At 70.1% G+C, this 17,329-nt stretch carries 15 protein-coding genes; 9 read left to right on the forward strand and 6 right to left on the reverse strand.

Features of this window, described 5'->3' with window-relative positions; genetic code table 11:
* Window positions 1-432: hypothetical protein (locus ACLQ7T_RS14835; RefSeq protein ID WP_420480108.1), on the reverse strand; the 432-nt coding region annotated here is incomplete at its 3' end.
* Window positions 433-526: 94 nt separating this feature from the next.
* Between ACLQ7T_RS14835 and ACLQ7T_RS14840 the strand changes: the two genes are divergently transcribed.
* The 7 genes from ACLQ7T_RS14840 (at window position 527) to ACLQ7T_RS14870 (ending at window position 8,276) form a co-directional block, all read left to right on the forward strand.
* A complete protein-coding gene (locus ACLQ7T_RS14840; RefSeq protein ID WP_420480109.1) occupies window positions 527-1,396 on the forward strand; it encodes a 50S ribosomal protein L11 methyltransferase in 870 nt (289 codons plus the stop codon).
* Window positions 1,393-2,082: an SMI1/KNR4 family protein gene (locus ACLQ7T_RS14845; RefSeq protein WP_420480110.1), complete on the forward strand. Its 690-nt coding sequence runs from the start codon at window positions 1,393-1,395 to the stop codon at window positions 2,080-2,082. Before ACLQ7T_RS14840 ends, ACLQ7T_RS14845 begins: the two co-directional genes overlap by 4 nt.
* Window positions 2,083-2,161: 79 nt before the next feature.
* Window positions 2,162-2,635, forward strand: coding sequence for a hypothetical protein (locus tag ACLQ7T_RS14850; RefSeq protein WP_420480111.1), 474 nt, complete (start codon window positions 2,162-2,164; stop codon window positions 2,633-2,635).
* Window positions 2,636-2,668: 33 nt separating this feature from the next.
* Window positions 2,669-4,483 (forward strand): aminopeptidase P family protein, encoded by a 1,815-nt coding sequence (locus tag ACLQ7T_RS14855; RefSeq protein ID WP_420480112.1) that lies wholly within the window; start codon window positions 2,669-2,671, stop codon window positions 4,481-4,483.
* 74 nt (window positions 4,484-4,557) lie between these two features.
* Window positions 4,558-5,547: an aldo/keto reductase gene (locus ACLQ7T_RS14860; protein ID WP_420480113.1), complete on the forward strand. Its 990-nt coding sequence runs from the start codon at window positions 4,558-4,560 to the stop codon at window positions 5,545-5,547.
* A gap of 57 nt (window positions 5,548-5,604) precedes the next feature.
* Window positions 5,605-6,459: a TrmB family transcriptional regulator gene (locus ACLQ7T_RS14865; RefSeq protein WP_420480114.1), complete on the forward strand. Its 855-nt coding sequence runs from the start codon at window positions 5,605-5,607 to the stop codon at window positions 6,457-6,459.
* Window positions 6,456-8,276 (forward strand): aspartyl protease family protein, encoded by a 1,821-nt coding sequence (locus ACLQ7T_RS14870; protein WP_420480115.1) that lies wholly within the window; start codon window positions 6,456-6,458, stop codon window positions 8,274-8,276. The genes ACLQ7T_RS14865 and ACLQ7T_RS14870 overlap by 4 nt, the downstream gene beginning before the upstream one ends.
* A 3-nt stretch (window positions 8,277-8,279) precedes the next feature.
* Here ACLQ7T_RS14870 and ACLQ7T_RS14875 read toward each other — a convergent pair whose 3' ends face one another.
* Window positions 8,280-8,702 (reverse strand): DUF2147 domain-containing protein, encoded by a 423-nt coding sequence (locus ACLQ7T_RS14875; RefSeq protein WP_420480116.1) that lies wholly within the window; start codon window positions 8,700-8,702, stop codon window positions 8,280-8,282.
* Between the two features lie 21 nt (window positions 8,703-8,723).
* Window positions 8,724-11,045, reverse strand: coding sequence for an NAD-dependent DNA ligase LigA (gene ligA / locus ACLQ7T_RS14880; protein ID WP_420480117.1), 2,322 nt, complete (start codon window positions 11,043-11,045; stop codon window positions 8,724-8,726).
* Between the two features lie 126 nt (window positions 11,046-11,171).
* On the opposite strand from ligA, the gene ACLQ7T_RS14885 reads away from it, so the two are divergent.
* The gene (locus ACLQ7T_RS14885; RefSeq protein WP_420480118.1) at window positions 11,172-12,128 is read left to right on the forward strand and encodes a M20/M25/M40 family metallo-hydrolase; all 957 of its coding nucleotides are present in this window, start codon (window positions 11,172-11,174) and stop codon (window positions 12,126-12,128) included.
* A gap of 12 nt (window positions 12,129-12,140) precedes the next feature.
* Complete coding sequence (locus tag ACLQ7T_RS14890; protein ID WP_420480119.1) at window positions 12,141-12,683, forward strand: hypothetical protein; 543 nt, start codon at window positions 12,141-12,143, stop codon at window positions 12,681-12,683.
* A gap of 7 nt (window positions 12,684-12,690) precedes the next feature.
* Here the strand turns inward: ACLQ7T_RS14890 and ACLQ7T_RS14895 are convergent, their stop codons facing one another.
* The 3 genes from ACLQ7T_RS14895 to ACLQ7T_RS14905 all read right to left on the reverse strand — a co-directional run.
* Complete coding sequence (locus ACLQ7T_RS14895) at window positions 12,691-14,199, reverse strand: Ppx/GppA phosphatase family protein (RefSeq protein WP_420480120.1); 1,509 nt, start codon at window positions 14,197-14,199, stop codon at window positions 12,691-12,693.
* Entirely contained in the window at window positions 14,199-16,424 is a 2,226-nt protein-coding gene (locus tag ACLQ7T_RS14900) for an RNA degradosome polyphosphate kinase (RefSeq protein WP_420480121.1), read from the reverse strand. The genes ACLQ7T_RS14895 and ACLQ7T_RS14900 overlap by 1 nt, the downstream gene beginning before the upstream one ends.
* Window positions 16,425-16,666: 242 nt before the next feature.
* Window positions 16,667-17,329, reverse strand: a 663-nt coding sequence (locus tag ACLQ7T_RS14905; protein ID WP_420480122.1) for an RcnB family protein, incomplete at its 5' end; no start/stop codon positions are given.

A 17,329-nucleotide genomic window follows, 5' to 3' on the forward strand; every position in this document is an offset into this window, starting at 1 on the left:
AGCCGCGGCGGGCTTGGGAGCCGGAGCAGCCTTGGGCGCGGCGGCGGGTTTCGGAGCCGCGGCGGCCTTGGGCGCAGCAGCGGGCTTCTTGGCGGCGGCGGGCTTGGCGGCGGCCTTCGGAGCCGCCTTCGGCGCGGCCTTCACGGCCTTCGGAGCAGCGGCGGCTTTCGGCGCGGCCTTGGCGGCGGGCTTCGCAGCCGGCTTGGCGGCGGCCTTGGGCGCAGCGGCCTTGGCGGGGGCGGCGGTCTTCACAGCCGGCTTGGCGGCGGGCTTTTTCGTCGGCGCGGCGGCCTTGGGCGCGGCGGCCTTCACGGCAGGTTTTGCGGCGGCCGGCTTCGCGGCGCTCGACTTTGCAGCCGGTTTCGGCTTGGAAGCGGCGGTCGCCGCCTTCGGCTTGGCGGCGGTACTCGGTTTAGACGGTGCTTTGGCCATGAAATCCCCGACCCCTCGGTTGATGTTGCGTTTGCTGGCGTTGGAGAGCACGCCAGCGCGTCCCTCGATTCGCAATCATAGCGGTGTTTGAGAAATGTCCGAGTCCGCTGTTCAGATTATCGCGCGCGGTCCCCGCGCTGTTGCAGAAACCGCAGCCTCGGCGCTGGACGAGAACGTCCTGCTGGAAGGCGCGACCTATTCGATCCTCGAGGAAGACGAGGACAAGGGGATCTGGCGCATCGACGCCTTCCCGACCACCGATGAGGAGGCCGAGGGCATCGAGGCCACCCTGTCGGCGCACGACGGGCTGACGGTCATCGTCGAGAAACTGGCCGACGCCGACTGGCTGGCCATGTCGCTGTCGGGCCTGCCGCCGGTCGATGCCGGGCGCTTCTTCGTCTACGGCGCCCACGATCAGGGGCGGGTGCCGCTGAACCGGGTGAACCTGAAGATCGACGCGGGCGCCGCCTTCGGCACCGGCCACCACGGGACCACGGTCGGTTGCCTGCTGGCCTTCGACGAACTGCTGAAGCGCGAGCGTTTCGACCGGGTGCTGGATGTCGGCTGCGGCACGGGCGTGCTGGCCATCGCCGCGGCGCGCACGGGCTCGAAGGTCGCGGTCGGCACCGACATCGACGCGCCGTCGGTGCGGATCGCCAACGAGAACGCGAAGCTGAACATGGCCGACGCCCGCTTCGTCCACGCCTTCGGTCTGAACGACCAGAAGGTGCGGGGGCAGGGGCCTTACGACCTGGTCTTCGCCAACATTCTGGCCCCGCCGCTGGTCAGCCTGGCGCAGGACATCAAGGAGGCGCTGCACATCGGCGGCGTGGCCATCCTGTCGGGCCTGCTGAGGACCCAGGAGCGCCGGGTGACGGCGGCCTATCTGTCACGCGGCTTCGTGCTGGAGCGCCGCATCCATCGCGACGCCTGGAGCGCGCTGGTGCTGAGGCGAGTGGGATGATCTGGGAGGGGGTTGACCTTCTGACGGCACGCCTGGAACGCTGGCGTGGCGCCGGCTGGGTCGAGCCTGAAGGGGGCGGCTTGCAGGTCGGGCACGTTCCGGCGGAGGGGGCGCAGGCCTATCTGCACACCCTTTACCCGGGCCTGTCGGAAGATCGGCTGGCGGCCACCGAGGCGGTGTATGATCGGGCGCTTCCCGCCGAGTACCGCCGCTTCCTGTCGTGGTCGAACGGCGCCTGGCTGTTCCGCCATCTGGGGCTGAATGGAAGTCATATTCGCGGAAGCGGGCGGGAGTTGATCGACCGCAGCGGCGTCGGCGTGGGGCAGCCGGTCAGTCTGGATTACGGCAACCAGTTCGGCTGGCCGCGCAATGCGCCCTATACGGCATGGGTTCTGGGGACCGTTTCCGGTTGGTCCGGGCAGGGCTATTTGTTGCTGCGGCAGGACGGGACGATTACGCTGTGCGCCAAGGAAGACGCGGACGACGTCGCCGCCTCGTGGGCGTCGTTCGGCGACATGCTGTTCGGGGAGTTTGATCGAATGGCCGCGCTCGTTGGTGACGACGGGGCCCTGCTCGGCCGACACGCCGACTTCCTCCCGGAGGCGGCGAGGCGGTGGGAGAGTCAGTCCGAGCTTCAATCGGAGCCAAAGCCAGACTTGCTGGGGCGACTGTTCCGGCTCCGATGATCTGATTGGCGAGTGGGTTAACGGCGGAACGCCGGTCGGGTCGGGGCCGTTCTGAGGGAAATCTTCCGGAGGAACGCCTGTGACCTACAATCCCGATCTTGAGCCGGTCCGGCCCGGCGACACCGTCGTCCGCGAGACGGTGGTGACCCGTGATCCGGCGAACGACACCGTCGAGACCGTCGTGGTGCGCGAGTCCAACACCGGCTGGTGGGTGGCGGGCATCCTCGGCGGGCTGGTGCTGATCGCCGTGCTGTGGATCCTGTTCTCTCGCTCCACCGGCCCGACGACGGATGACGCGCTGCTGGAGGCCCAGGCCGAAGCCGCCGCGGCCCAGGCCCAGGTCGACCAGGCGGTGATCGCCGGACAGGTCGCCGGGGCGCAGGCCAGTGTCGACATCGCCCGCGCCGACGCCGCGCGCTCGTCCGCCGAAGCCGCTCGCGCCGAGGCGGAGGCCCGCACCGCTGAAGCGCAGGCGGCGGAACCGGTGGTGATCGAGCGGTCCGCGCCCGCTCCGGCGCCGGCTGTGATCAGTCCGACGGCGCCTCAGAACTAGTACCGGTCGCCGGGGCGGTGCTATGGCTCCGCCATGCGCCAGACCTATGACGAAACCACCGATCCGTCCTTCGGGGCGAAGCACCTTCCGCGCGTGCGGGCGAAGATGGCCGAGCAGGGCCTGGACGGGATGCTGGTCCCGCATGAGGACGAGCACCAGAACGAATACCTGCCCGCCGCCAACGACCGGCTGGCCTGGGTCAGCGGCTTCACCGGCTCGGCGGGCGCGGGGGCCATCCTGATGGATCGGGCGGCGGTGTTCGCGGACGGCCGCTACACGGTGCAGGTGAGGGCGCAGGTCGATGCGTCGCAGTTCGAGATCCTCGATCTCGTGGAGGGCGGGGTGCCCGCCTGGCTCGAGCGCGCGCCGAAGGGGGCGGTGATCGGCTATGATCCGCGGCTGCACAGCCCGGACTCGTTGGCGGTGCTGAAGCGGGCGGCGGCCAGGGCCGGGGCCGAGCTGAAGCCGGTCGAGGTCAATCCGGTGGATCAGGCCTGGGGCGACGAGCGTCCGGCCCAGCCGATGGCGCCGGTCGTGCCGCACGACGATCAGTACGCCGGTGAAAGCAGCGCCTCGAAGCGCGCCCGCATCGGCGAGGCGGTGGCGAAGGCCGGGGCGGAGGCCACGGTGCTGACCGCGCCGTCGTCGATCGCCTGGCTGTTCAATATCCGCGGCGGAGACGTGATCCGCACCCCGCTGCCGCTGTCGCAGGCCATTGTGAAGACCGACGGGACCGCCCGCCTGTTCATGGACCCGCGCAAGGTCACCAACGAACTGCCCGGCTGGCTGGGCGACGCGGTGACGCTGGAGGCGCCCGAGGCGCTGGACGGCGCGCTGAACGCTCTGGCGGGGCAGAAGGTGCTGGTCGATCCGGGCCAGTCCTCGGCCTGGTATTTCGACCGGCTGGAGGCGACCGGCGCCACCGTGGTGCGCGGGATGGATCCCTGCACCCTGCCGCGCGCGCAGAAGAATGCGGTGGAGATCGAGGGTTCGCGCCGGGCCCACATCCGCGACGGCGCGGCCCTGAGCCGGTTCCTGCACTGGGTCGATACGACCGCTCAGGAGACCCTGCCGGACGAGCGCGAGGTGGCGGAGACGCTGGAGCGCTTCCGCGAGGAGACCGGCGCGCTGAAGGACCTGAGCTTCGACACCATCGCGGGCGCGGGGCCGAACGGCGCCCTGCCGCACTACAAGCCGGTGACCCGCACCATCCGCCGGATCGAGAAGGGCAGCCTGCTGCTGGTGGACGGCGGCGGACAATATCTGGACGGCACGACCGACGTGACCCGGACCATGGCGGTGGGCGAGCCGAGCGCGGACCAGCGCCGCATGTTCACACTGGTGCTGAAGGGCCATATCGCCATGGCCGTGGTGCGCTTCCCGGCCGGGACGACGGGGCACCAGCTGGACGCCATGGCGCGCTATCCGATGTGGATGCAGGGCTTCGACTATGACCACGGCACCGGTCACGGCGTCGGCAGCTATCTGGGTGTGCACGAGGGGCCGCAGCGGATCGCCAAGGCGGTGAACACCCAGCCGCTGCTGACCGGCATGATCCTGTCGAACGAGCCGGGCTATTACCGCGAGGGCCACTGGGGCATCCGCATCGAGACCCTGCAGGTGGTGACGGCGCCGGAAGCCATCCCCGGCGGCGAGCGGCCGATGCACGGCTTCGAGCAACTGACCCTGGCGCCGCTGGACAAAAAGCTGATCGACGTCGACCTGCTGACGGCGGACGAGCGCGCCTATGTCGACGCCTACCACGCCGAGGTCCGGGCCAAGGTCGGGCCTCTGATGGACGGCGAGGCGAAGGCCTGGCTCGAGACGGCCTGCGCGCCCTTGAAATAAGGCCTTCCGGCGCCCATCTCCGAAGGACCGGCGGACGTTCCCGCCGGCTTCCTCACATTGTCGGAGACGCGCAGATGAAGACGCGCAAGCTGGGTCGTTCGGGCCCCGAAGTCTCGGCCATCGGCCTGGGCTGTATGGGCATGGCGTCCTTCTACGGGACCCCGTCGGACGAGGCGCAGGCGACGGCGGTGATCCACCGCGCGCTTGATCTGGGTCTGACTTTTTTCGACACCGCCGAGATGTACGGCCCGCACACCAACGAGGTGCAGGTCGGGACCGCGCTGAAGGACCGCCGCGACAAGGCCTTCGTGGCCACCAAGTTCGGCATCGGCTGGAACGCGGACCGCACCGCGCTCAAGGTGGACGGCTCGCCGGCCAATGTGCGTCGCGCCATCGAGGGCAGCCTGCAGCGGCTGGGGATGGACCACGTCGATCTCTACTACCTGCACCGCGTCGATCCGGACACGCCGATCGAGGAGACGGTGGGGGCGATGGCCGAGCTGGTGAAGGAGGGCAAGGTCCGCTTCCTCGGCCTGTCCGAGGCCAACCCGGAGACCCTGCGCCGCGGCCACGCCGAACACCCGATCACCGTCCTGCAGACCGAATATTCGCTGTGGAGCCGCGAGCCCGAGGACGCCCTGTTCGCCGCCTGCGAGGAACTGGGCATCGGCTTCGTGCCCTACAGTCCGCTGGGGCGCGGCTTCCTGTCAGGGGATATCAGGTCGATCGACGATCTTGAGCCGGGCGACTTCCGCCGGACCAATCCGCGCTTCATGGGGGAGAATTTCCGGAAGAACCTCGACCTCGTCGAGGCGGTGAAGGACATCGCCGCCGACAAGGGGGTGACCGCCGCCCAACTGGCGCTGGCCTGGGTGCTGGCGCAGGGCGAACATCTCGTGCCGATCCCCGGCACCCGTCGCCTTCCGACGCTGGAAGACAATATCGCGGCGACGGAGATCGTGCTGACGCCGGAGGATCTGTCGCGGATCGAGGCGGTCTTCCCGAAGGGGGCGGCGCAGGGGCATCGCTACGCCGAGGCGGCGCGTTCGGCCCTGAACCGCTGAGCCGAGGCTTACGGCGATTTAACTGGCGGCGGTGAAGGCGTCAGATAGTGTTTGCAAATGCAAATAACATCTGACGTCTCCGAAGCCGAGGCGGCGCTGGCCGCGCTGGGCTTCACCGAACTGGAAGCCCGGACCTATTGCGCCCTGCTCGCCGAAGGGCCGGCGACCGGCTACCGCCTGGCCAAGCGGATCGGCAAGGCGCCGCCGAACATCTATCAGGCGCTGGCGACCCTGACGCAGAAGGCGGCGGTGCTGGTCGATGAGACCGAGCCTCGCACCTTCCGCGCGGCGCGGCCGGGCGAACTGCTGGCCGTGCTGGGCGGCAGCTTCGCGGCGCGGTCCGATGAGGCGCAGCGCAGGCTGGCCGAGCTGGCGCGGCCGGTCGCGGACGATCGCCTGTATCAGATCACCGACCCGGCACAGGTTCTGGAACGCGCGCGGACCATGCTGGCCGAGGCGCGGGAGATTGTGCTGTTCGACCTGTTCGACACCCCGCTGGCGGTCCTGCGGCCCGATCTGGAGGCCTGCGCCGCGCGCGAGGTGACGGTGGCCGGTCTTGTGTACGGCGCGCCGGAGCCCCTGCCGGGCGTGACGATGCGCCGGGCGACGGGGGCGGCCGAGGCGCAGACCCGCTGGCCCGGCCTGCAACTCAGCCTGGTGGTCGACGCCGCGGAGCATCTTGTGGCTCTGCTGGCGCCGGGGATGAAGGGCGTGCGCCGGGCGATCTGGAGCGACAGCGCCTATCTGAGCTGCCTGCAACACAGCGGTCTGTCGGCGGAAATCCGGCTGACGGCGCTGACGGCGGCGGACCCGCTGGCCGGTCTGTCGCTGCTGGCGTCGGCGCCGAGGGGGCTGGTCGCGCTGATCGGCCCCGAGCCGATGGTCGTCGAAGGCGGGGAGGACGTGGCGTGAAGCGTCTGCTTTTCCGCGCCGCCTGCGCGGTCGCCCTGCTGACCGGCCTGCCGTCGGCCGCCCATGCCGACGATCCCGCCGGCGTCCTGGATCGCTATCGCCAATGGCGGGGCGGGGCGGCCTTCGAGGCCCTGCGCAGCGTCAGCGCCGAGGGCGAGATGGCGGTGTCCGGCCTGAGCGGCCCGGTCAGATCGCTGGCCACCGCGAGCGGCGACATGCGGGTGGACGTCGATCTGGGCGTGGTTCGCACCGCCAGCAGCCGCCATGGCGAGGATCGCTGGACCCTGACCCAGTCCGGGCAGCTTGAACCACTCGCGCCGACGGCGGCGGAAGACCTGCGCCGGGACGCCCTGCTGCTGTTTGAGGGGCTGCTGGACGACGCGACCCGGCTGGATCGCAAGGCGGATGTGACGCGCGACGGCCTGACCCTGGCCGTGATCGCCGTGGATTTCGGCGACGCCGATGTCCACGAGCTGATGATCGATCCGGAAACCGGGGCGCTGTACGGCCTGCGCGAGGTGCGCGACCGGCGAGAGTCCTTCATCCGCTACGAGGACTGGCGGATGGTCGAGGGGGTTCGGATGCCCTTCACCGAGACCGCCGTCTCCGCCGAGGGCGGCCAGTCCGTCACCCGCTGGCGCGAGATCGACGCCAACCCCGGGATCGCCGCGACGGCCTTTGATCGGCCGACGGTGGCGGCGGCCCATGTCATCGCCGACGGCGCGGCCTCGACCGGCCGGATGCCGTTCCAACTGATCGGCGGGACGCGGGTCTATCTGCCCGCCACGGTCAACGGGACGGCCTCGGAGGTGCTGCTGGACAGCGGGGCCGAGATGACGGTGCTGGACAAGGCCTTCGCCGGGCAGTTGGGCCTGGCGGCCACGGGCGAGGTGGCCGCGTCGGGCACCGGCGGCGTCGGGACGGCGCAGTTCGCCCGGCATGTGACCATCGACCTGGGCGGCATCCGTTTCGTGGACCGGACGGTGGCCGTGATCGATCTGGCGCAGATCTCGCAGGCGTTGGGCCGTCCCCTGACGGTCATCCTGGGCAAGGACGCGTTCAACGCCCTGGTGATCGACCTCGATTTCGCGGCGCAGACAATCGCCTTCCACGAAGCCGGGAGCTTCGTCGCGCCTGAGGGAGCGACGGAACTGGCCCTGACCTCGACCGGCACGCTGCGGGCCGTCGCCCTGTCGATCGAAGGCCGGTCGCCGGCCCTGTTCGATCTGGACACCGGCAACGGCAGCGCCCTGCTGATCTACCCGGCCTATGCCGAGGCCGAAGGGTTGCTGAGGGACCGTCCGTCCTCGACCGTGATGGCCGGCGCGGTCGGCGGCATAAGGGAATCCGGGATCGCCACCATCCGTTCGCTGGACATCGGCGGCTTCGTGGTGCGCGACGTTCCCGCCGTCTTCCCGCCCGCCGGCCCGTCGGCGGTGGACAGTGACCGGACCGTCGGCAATGTCGGCATGGGCGTCCTGGCCCGCTTCCGCATGATCACCGATTTCGACGGCGGGCGGATGTGGCTGGCGGCGACGCCGGAGGCGCTGGCGCAGCCCTTCGGCAGGGATCGGCTGGGTCTGGGGCTGCGCAAGACGCCCGACCGGCTGGTGGCGCAACGAATCTCGCCCCGCTCGCCGGCGTCGGACGCCGGTCTCGCCGACGGGGCGGTGATCACGGCGGTGGATGGAGTTCCGGCGACGACACTGACGCCGGACGTCCTCAGGACGCTGGTGACCGGTCCCGCGGGCCGGACGGTCGTCCTGACTCTCGAGGGCGGGGAGACCCGCACCCTCGAAAGCCGGGACTTCTATTGAGGCCTACTGGAGACGGGTCCAGGTCTGGGTCCGGCACAGGGGGGCGACGACACAACCGCGCAGGCGCAGGGTTTTGTCGCCGTCCATGGTGATGGTGCCCTGATAGGTGCGCCCGTCCGCCGGGTTGTAGACGCTGCCGCCCCGCCACTCGGTCGGCCCCCCCGTGAAGCCGCGCAGCATCGGCAGGTTGCGCAGCGGCCGGCTGCGCTGGGCGCGATCGGAGTTGTGCTCATCCTGGGCCGACGGGTTGGCGCGGATGTGATCCGAGGTGACCAGCGTGCCGCACAGGGCCTGGCCGCAACGGGTGATGCGGACCTGACCGCCGTTGGTGGGGGTCTGCCACAAGCCGGTGGGGTCGCCCGCGAAGGCGGGGGCGGCGAGGGCGGCGGCGGCCGTGAACACGGCGGCGAGGAGGGCGGGACGCATGGGGGTACTCCGGAAGGAACGTCAGGCCCCGATGAGCGCCAACCACTCGTCTTCCGTCAAGACGGTCACCCCATGCTTTTGTGCATCGGCCATCTTCGAGCCCGCGCCGGGACCGGCGACAAGATAGTCGGTTTTCTTCGAAACCGAGCCGGAGACCTTGGCTCCGAGGCTTTCCGCGCGCGCCTTGGCCTCGTCGCGGGTGAAGCGTTCCAGGGCGCCGGTGAAGACGACGGTCTTGCCGGCGACGGCGGTGTCGGTCTTGGGCTTTTCGGCGTCCTCGACGGTGTCGAGCTGTTCGATCAGGGCGTCGACCACGGCGCGATTGTGCGGTTCGTGGAAGAACCGGGCCAGCGCCCGCGCGGCGACCGGGCCGACGCCGGAGATGGTCGCGATCTCGCCGAGCGTCATCGACGGCCCTTCCTCGCGTGCAATGGCGGCCAGACGGACGATGGCGGGCCAGTCCGGCGCGAGCAGGGCGAGAGCGCGCCGGGCGGGGGCGGCGACGCCGGGGAAGGCGAGGGACAGCTTCTGGTCCAGCGGAGCCTCGGGCCAGGGATCTTCGGCGGGCGGCGTGGCGGCGGCGAGGACCGAGAGGGTGCGTTCGGAGACGCCGTGGCCTTCGGCCAGCCGGGTCCACTCGTCGGAGGGAATGCCCTGCGAGGCCTCGAGGCAGGCGGCGTGGAAGGCGCGCCACGACCCGAAATGGCGGGCCAGCAGGATGGAGGTCTGCTCGCCGATGTCGCGGATGCCGAGAGCGAAGATCAACCGGTCCAGGGCGATGTGGCGGCGGGCGTCGATACCCTCGACCAGATTGCGGACGCTGGTCTCGCCATAGCCGTCCTCGGCGCGCAGGGCGGCCAGCTTCTCCTCGTCGCGCGCGAGGCGGAAGATGTCGGCGGGCTGGTGCAGCCAGCCGCGTTCGTGGAAGGCGATCAGTTGCTTCTCACCCAGCCCCTCGATGTCGAAGGCGCGGCGGCCGACGAAATGCTTCAACCGCTCGACCAGCTGGGCGTCGCAGATCAGGCCGCCGGTGCAACGGCGACGGACCTCGCCCTCGGGCCGCTCGGCCTCGGAGCCGCAAACGGGGCAGTGGGTGGGGAAGACATAGGGCGCCGCGCCCGCCGGGCGTTTATCCGGCACCACGCTGACGATCTGGGGGATGACGTCGCCGGCGCGCTGCAGGACGACGGTGTCGCCGATGCGCACGTCCTTGCGGGCGATCTCGTCCTCATTGTGCAGGGTGGCGTTGCGGACCACCACGCCGCCGACCGTGACCGGGTGCAGGCGGGCGACGGGGGTCAGGGAGCCGGTGCGGCCGACCTGGATGTCGATGCCTTCGAGGACGGTCTGGGCCTGCTGGGCCGGGAATTTGTGGGCGATGGCCCAGCGCGGGGTGCGGGCGATGAAGCCGAGGCGCTCCTGCCAGTCCAGCCGGTCGACCTTGTAGACCACGCCGTCGATGTCATAGCCGAGCGTCGCCCGATCGGTCTGGAGGCCGTCATAGAGGGCGATCAGCCCGGCGGCGTCCTCGACCCGGGCCGAGCGCGGGTTGACCTTGAAGCCCCACGCGCCGAGCGCCTCTAGGGCATGGCTCTGGGTGTCGGCGAAGTCGGCGGATTTTTCACCCCAGGCGTAGGCGAAGAAGCGCAGGGGCCGTTGGGCGGTGACCGTCGGGTCTTTCTGACGCAGCGAGCCGGCGGCGAAATTGCGGGGATTGGCGTAGGTGCGCTGGCCTTCGGCCTCCGCGGCGGCGTTGAAGGCGTCGAACTCGGCGTTGGGCGCATAGACCTCGCCGCGCACCTCGATGACGTCGGGCCAGCCCGAGCCGGACAGGGTTTGCGGGATGTCGGCGATGGTCTTCAGATTGGCGGTGACATCCTCGCCGGTCTTGCCGTCGCCGCGCGTGGCGCCGCGCACCAGCTTGCCGCGCTCATAGCGCAGGCTGGCGCTGAGGCCGTCGATCTTCGGCTCGGCGACGAAGGCGATGTGCTCATTCACGGGGAGCTTGAGGAAACGCCGGATGCGCGCCTCGAAGTCCGTGACCTCCTCCGGGGAGAAGGCGTTGTCCAGCGACAGCATGGGGACGCCGTGGCGGACCTCGGCGAACTGGCTGGAGACCGGCCCGCCGACGACCTGCGAGGGCGATGAGGCGGTGGTCAGATCGGGGAAGCGATCCTCGATCTCCAGCGCGCGCCGCTTGAGGGCGTCGTAGTCGGCGTCGCTGATCTCCGGGGCGTCCTCGGCGTGATACAGGGCGTCATGGCGCGCCAGCTCGGCGGTCAGGCGGTCCAGCTCGGCGCGGGCGTCGCTCTCGCTCAGCTGGTCGACGGACAGGTCAGGCATGGGGCGCTCCGGAATCGATGCGTCGTTCTAGCATTCCGGCGGCGGCCGTCGCGGTCCGATGACAGGAAGTTAATCTGACGTCGTCGTCGAGGATCGCTAGCTTCCGCTCAGCTCCAGGAGAATCCATTGGCCCGCTTCAACCGTCTGTTCCTGTCCTGCGCCGCCGCGAGCCTGCTGCTCGCCGCCTGCGCCTCCACCGGTCCGGCGACGCCGCCCGAGCCGGTCGCGCCGGCCTTCCAGGCCCAGCTTCTGGAAGACGTGCGCATCCTGGCCTCGGACGAAATGGCCGGACGCGACACCGGTTCGGCGGGCGGCGAGATGGCCCGCAACTACATTGTCGGGCGGTTCGAGGCGCTGGGCGTCGCGGCGCCCATGATGGGCCGGCTGCAGCCCTGGGAAGCGACCGGCCGGACCCGTCAGGGGCCGCGCACCTTCAATGGCGTCAATGTCATCGGCGTCCTGCGCGGGACCCGGGTCCCGGACAAATACATCGTCGTGACGGCCCACTATGACCATGTCGGCACCAACGACGGCCAGATCTTCAACGGCGCGGACGACAACGCCTCGGGCGTGGCCACCATGCTGGCGCTCGCCGCCGAGCTGAAGCGGCAGGCGCCGGAGCACAGCGTGATCTTCGTGGCGCTGGACGGCGAGGAGCGCGGGCTGCTGGGCGCCAAGCATTTCGTCGAGGCGCCGCCGGTGCCGCTGGCCTCGATCGCGATGAACCTGAATTTCGACATGACCGCGCGCGCCGAAACCGACGGCAAGCTGTGGGTCACGGGCACCTATCAGAACCCGCAGTTCCGGCCGATCCTCGAGGGCATTCCGGCCGACGGCGCGGTCGCCCTGGCGTTCGGCAAGGACACCCCCGAGGACACCGGCGAGGACAACTGGGTCGAGGCCTCGGATCACGGCGCCTTCTACCGGGCCCAGGTGCCCTTCCTGTACCTGGGTGTGAACTATCACCCGGACTATCACCGCCCGTCGGATGATTTCGAGCGGATCACGCCGTCGGTGTTCACCAGCGCGACCGCCCTGTCGATCGCCTCGTTCCGGGCGCTGGACCGGGCGCTGGACCGGTAGCGATCCGACCCGATGCGCAAGCGCCTGATCCTGACGGCCGTCGCCCTGACCCTGGTCTCGTGCGACAGCGGGTCCCGGACCACATCCGCCCCGCCGGCGACGGCCTTCATCCACACCGCCTCGGGCGATGTGTCGGGCTACTATCTGCCGATGGAGCCGGCGCGGGTGGGCAAGTGGTCGTTCGACCACGTCTTCGTCGGACAGGCCGCGGAGTTCGAGAGCTGGGCGGCGGGGCAGGGGAGCGGGACCTTCGCGCCCGTGATGCTGCAGTTCGACGACACGTCCAGCCCGACGGTCTCCAGCGAGATCGGCGAGGCGCACAGCGTCACCGTCCGGGTGCTGCCGACCCGCTACAGCGTCAACGACGCCGAGATCGCCTTCGAGGGCCGCTCGCCCGAGCTGGGCGTGGTGAAGTTCAACGGACGGCTGGATCAGGGGGCGCTGGCCACCGCGCGCCGTAACCTCGGCGACGAGGGCGCGGTGCTGACCGGGTCGCTGAAGGTGGGTGACGCTCCGGCGCAGGCGGTGCGCCTGCGCTGGTGGATGGGCGACTGACCAGGCCCTAGTCCCGGCCCTCGATCTGCAGTTTCAGCCCCATGACCTCGGCCAAGGCCTTGCCCCGCCGACGGGTCTGCTCACCCAGAAGCACATCGGCGTAGCCGGGCGCGGCGGTCAGCAGCAGGGCGTCGTCCTGCATCGTGGCGCGGGCGTTGATCAGCAACTGGGGCGAACGACCGGACAGGTCGCAGGCCAGACGAATCGCCAGGCCGACGGCGCGGGCGGCCTGGCGCTGTTCCTCGCTGAGGAGGCGGCTGACGGTGGCGGGCTCGGGCGTCGCCGTGGGGCCGCCGTAGCGGGCGTTCACGGCGCAGGCCAGCCAGGCGCGCTCGGCGTGGGTCTGGCCGGGCACGGGCGCGCGCAGGACCTGGTCGAAAGCCAGCTCGACGCGGTGATCAGGATGCAGTCGGGCCCCGAGGTCCGCCAGGCGGCAGGCGGCGTCGGCGAGGGCGGCGTCCCGTTCCCTGGAGAAGGCGGGCGGGATTCCGCCCAGCAAGGGGTCGATCCAGGCGCGGAGCGCGGCGGGCAGGGTCGGCGAGATGCCCTGCCGGGCGCCGAGGGCGGAAGAGCCCGCCAGCAGAGGATCGTCCGCCGCCGTCGCCGCGTCGAGCGCCTCGTACAACAGACCCTCGCGCACGCCCCAGGCCGACAGGACGATGGATTTGAGGCCCAGCCGATCGATCAATCCGTCCAGCACGAGGGCCGCGTGCGGCAGGGTCTCGGCCCGTTTCTTCGACAGGCCCGGCCATTTCTCCAGCGAGGCGCGGGACTGACGCGACAGGAAGCGGGCGGTCTCCCGCGCCTCCGCGGCGGTCAGCCGGTACTGGTGGACGATGTGCAGCGGGTAGTCGCTGATGTCCATGTGCACCTGGGCCAGGGTCCGCCAGGCGCCCCCGACGGCGTACAGGGTGTCGGCGCTGAAGTCGGCGGCCGGCTTGAGCCGCTTGACGATGGCCGCGCGCTGCCGATCCGGATCGAACCCCTTGGGATCGACCAGGGCGAAGGGGCCCAGGGGCAGGGTGATCCCGCGTTCGACCGTCCCGTCGCCCAGACGGACCAGCTCCAGACTGGAGCCGCCGAGGTCGGCCGCGACGCCGCGCGCGTCGGGGATGCCGGCCAGAACGCCGAAGGCGGCGTATCGGGCCTCTTCCTCGCCGGACAGAACCCGGATCTTCAGGCCGGTTTCGGCGGCGACGGTGTCGCAGAAGGCCTGGCCGTCGGCGGCTTCACGCACGGCGGCGGTGGCGGCCACGAAGGTGTGGGCGGGCTTCACCCCGTCGATCACGGCGGCAAACCGCTTCAGGGCGATCAGGGCCTGGGCCGCGCCCTCGACCGACAGGTTGCCGGTGGCGGACAGGTCGCGCCCGAGACCGGCCAGGACCTTCTCGTTGAACACGGTCCAGATCGCCCGACCTTCCAGCCGGTACAGGACCAGACGCACCGAGTTGGAGCCGATGTCGATGGCTGCGATGTCGCGGGGCTCGCCGATCGCGGACAGCAGGGCTTCGGGCATCAACGCTTCTTCCGCTCGGGGCGGTCGTAGCTGAGGTGGGCGGGCAGGGTCTTCACCTTGCGGCCGCGGCCCGAAAGACTGGGGTTGGTCATGAAGTATTTGTGCGCCGAGAAGGGCCGCTCGGGATCGACCGGAGTGACGCGGATATAGGTGCCGTCGGCGGCCAGCGTCCAGCTCTGGGCGTCATCCTTGAGGTTGGCGACCATGATCTGGTCCAGCACCTGGTCGTGGACGGTGGCGTTGCGCACCGGGGTCATCAGCTCGACCCGGCGGTCCAGATTGCGCGGCATCCAGTCGGCGGACGAGATGAAGACCTTCGCCTTGTCGTTGGGAAGGTCGCGACCGTTGGCGAAGGCCACGACGCGGCTGTGCTCGAGGAAACGGCCGACGATCGACTTGACCCGGATGTTCTCGCTGAGCCCCTCGACGCCGGGACGCAGGCAGCAGATGCCGCGGATGACCAGTTCAATGCGCACGCCCCACTGGCTGGCGCGGTAGAGGGCGTCGATGATTTCCGGATCGACCAGGGCGTTCATCTTGGCCCAGATCGCCGCCGGCTTGCCCATGGCCGCCGCCGACATCTCCTTCGAGATCAGGTCGATGAGGGTCTTCTTCATGTTGAGCGGAGAAACGACCAGCGCCTCCAGCTCGTCCGGCTGGGCGTAGCCGGTGATGTAGTTGAACACCCGTGAGGCGTCCCGGGCCAGCATGGGGTCGCAGCTGAACAGGCTCAGGTCCGTATAAACCTTGGCCGTGACCGGATGGTAGTTGCCGGTGCCGAAGTGGCAGTAGGTGCGCAGGCCGTCGCCCTCGCGGCGGACCACGACGCTGACCTTGGCGTGGGTCTTGTACTCGACGAAGCCGAAGACGACGTGGACCCCGGCGCGCTCCATGGCGCGGGCCCATTTCAGGTTGGCTTCCTCGTCGAAACGCGCCTTCAACTCGACCAGGGCGGTGACGTTCTTTCCGTTCTCGGCCGCCTCGATCAGGGCGGCGACGATCGGGCTGTCGCGCGAGGTGCGATACAGCGTCTGCTTGATCGCCAGCACATTCGGGTCCCGCGCCGCCTGCCGCAGGAACTGGACCACCACGTCGAAGCTCTCGAACGGATGGTGGATCAGCATGTCCTTCTCGCGGACGGCGGCGAAGATGTCGCCCCCGTTGTCGCGGACCCGCTCGGGATAGCGCGGCTCATAGCCCTTGAACTTCAGGTCCGGATGTCCGCCGGGGATCAGCTCGGACACCTGGGCCAGCCCCAGCATGCCGTCGACGAGGACGGTGTCCTGCGGTGCAGCGTTCAGCTCATCGGTGATGAAGGTGCGCAGGTCGTCCGGCATGGACGCCTCGATCTTGATGCGCACCACCGAGCCCAGGCGCCGCTGCTTCAGCGCCTCCTCGAACTCCATGACGAGGTCCTCGGCCTCTTCCTCGATCTCGATGTCGCTGTCGCGGATCAGGCGGAAGACGCCACGCTCCAGCACCTCGCACCCCGGGAAGAGGTGGTCGATGAAGAGCATCAGCAGGCTCTCCAGCGTCACGAAGCGCTGGCGCCCCGGCGTGGACCGCCCGTCGGTGGCCAGCGGCCAGAAGCGCTTCACCTGCGTCGGCACAGGCACGAGGGCGTAGAGGGTCCGGCGGTCGGACTTGCGGCGCAGCTTCAGGGCCAGCGAGAAGCCGAGATTGGGCAGGAAGGGGAAGGGGTGCGCCGGATCGATCGCCATCGGCGTCAGGACGGCGAACAGCTGGTTCAGGAACTCCGGCTCCAGTCGTTCCCGCTCGGTCTTGGTGATCCGGGCGGCGTCGACCACCTCGATCCCGGCGGCCGACAGCTCCCGGCGAAGCTTGCGCCAGCGGCGCTGCTGCTCGGTCATCAGGACGCCGGCGGCGGCATTGACCTGTTCCAGCGCCTCGGCCGGGGTCAGCCCGTCGGGAGACACGACGCGCACCCGCTCGCGCACCTGGCCTTTCAGGCCGGCCACGCGGGTCATGAAGAACTCGTCGAGGTTATTGGCCGAGATGGACAGGAAGCGCAGGCGCTCAAGAAGGGGGTGCGCCGGATTGGCGGCCTCTTCCAGGACCCGTCCGTTGAAGGCCAGCCATGAGGCCTCGCGATTGAAGAAGCGCGTCGGCGAGGCCATCAGCTCTTCGGAAAGCTGCAGCTGCGGCGCGCGCGAGGACGGGACCTCTTCGCCGGTTGTGGAGTCGGTGATCGCCGTATCGCTCATGCACCGGTTCTGACGCGGCGCGGGGTTCGCTGCAACCGCCGGCGCGTGACAGTTTGCCGGAACACGGACCGTCGGCGCCGGGTCGGAAGGCGACTGGTGGCCGGTCACTGGCCGGCGGCGTGGGACGGCGCGGTCCGGGGCGCGCTTCCGTGCACCGTGAAGCGGCGACACCGGTCACCGATCACCCGCCCGACGCAAACGCCGGCGGCTTGAAAGCCGCCGGCGCCGCCGTGCTCAGGTCCTTACCAGGACCAGGCGTCGTAGATGACGTCCAGGATATAGCCGTCATACTCGTCGATCAGATAGATGTGGTTGTCGACGAGCACCCACCGGGTTCCCACAGGCGGATAGCCCAGCCCGTAGGTCCGCCAGTCGTTCAGCCGGTAGCGCCAGAAGATCGACGGCAGATAGTCGCCGACGTACCAGCGCTGGTTCCAGTAGGTCCGGGGGACGCTGTAGTAGCCGTAGCCCGGCGCGAAATAGAACCCGATACGGACGCCGCGGTAATCGCGGAACCGGCGGTCGTTGCGCCACCAGTCCCGACCGTGACTGCGGTTCCAGTCACGGCGCCACTGGTCGCCGTTGAACCGGCGACGGAAGTCGTCGCGGGTGCGATCGCGCTCGTGCTGACGGTCCCAGCCGCCGCCCTGGCGACCGCCGGGCCGGTCCCGATCACGATCCCGGTCGCGACCCTGGCCCCGGTCCCGGTCGCTCCGGTCGCGGTCGCGACGGTCATCGGAACGGCCGCCACGGTCATCCGGGCGGCCGCCCGGACGATCCTGATACGAGCCGCCGCTGCGCGGCGTGTCCCGGTCCCGGTCCCGGTCCCGACCGGAGTCCGGCCGACCGCGATCCCGGTCGCGGCCGCCGCTGTCCGGGCGGCTCTGGTCGCCGCGCGTGTCGGG

The organism is Brevundimonas sediminis (assembly GCF_048799765.1).
Lineage (GTDB): Bacteria > Pseudomonadota > Alphaproteobacteria > Caulobacterales > Caulobacteraceae > Brevundimonas.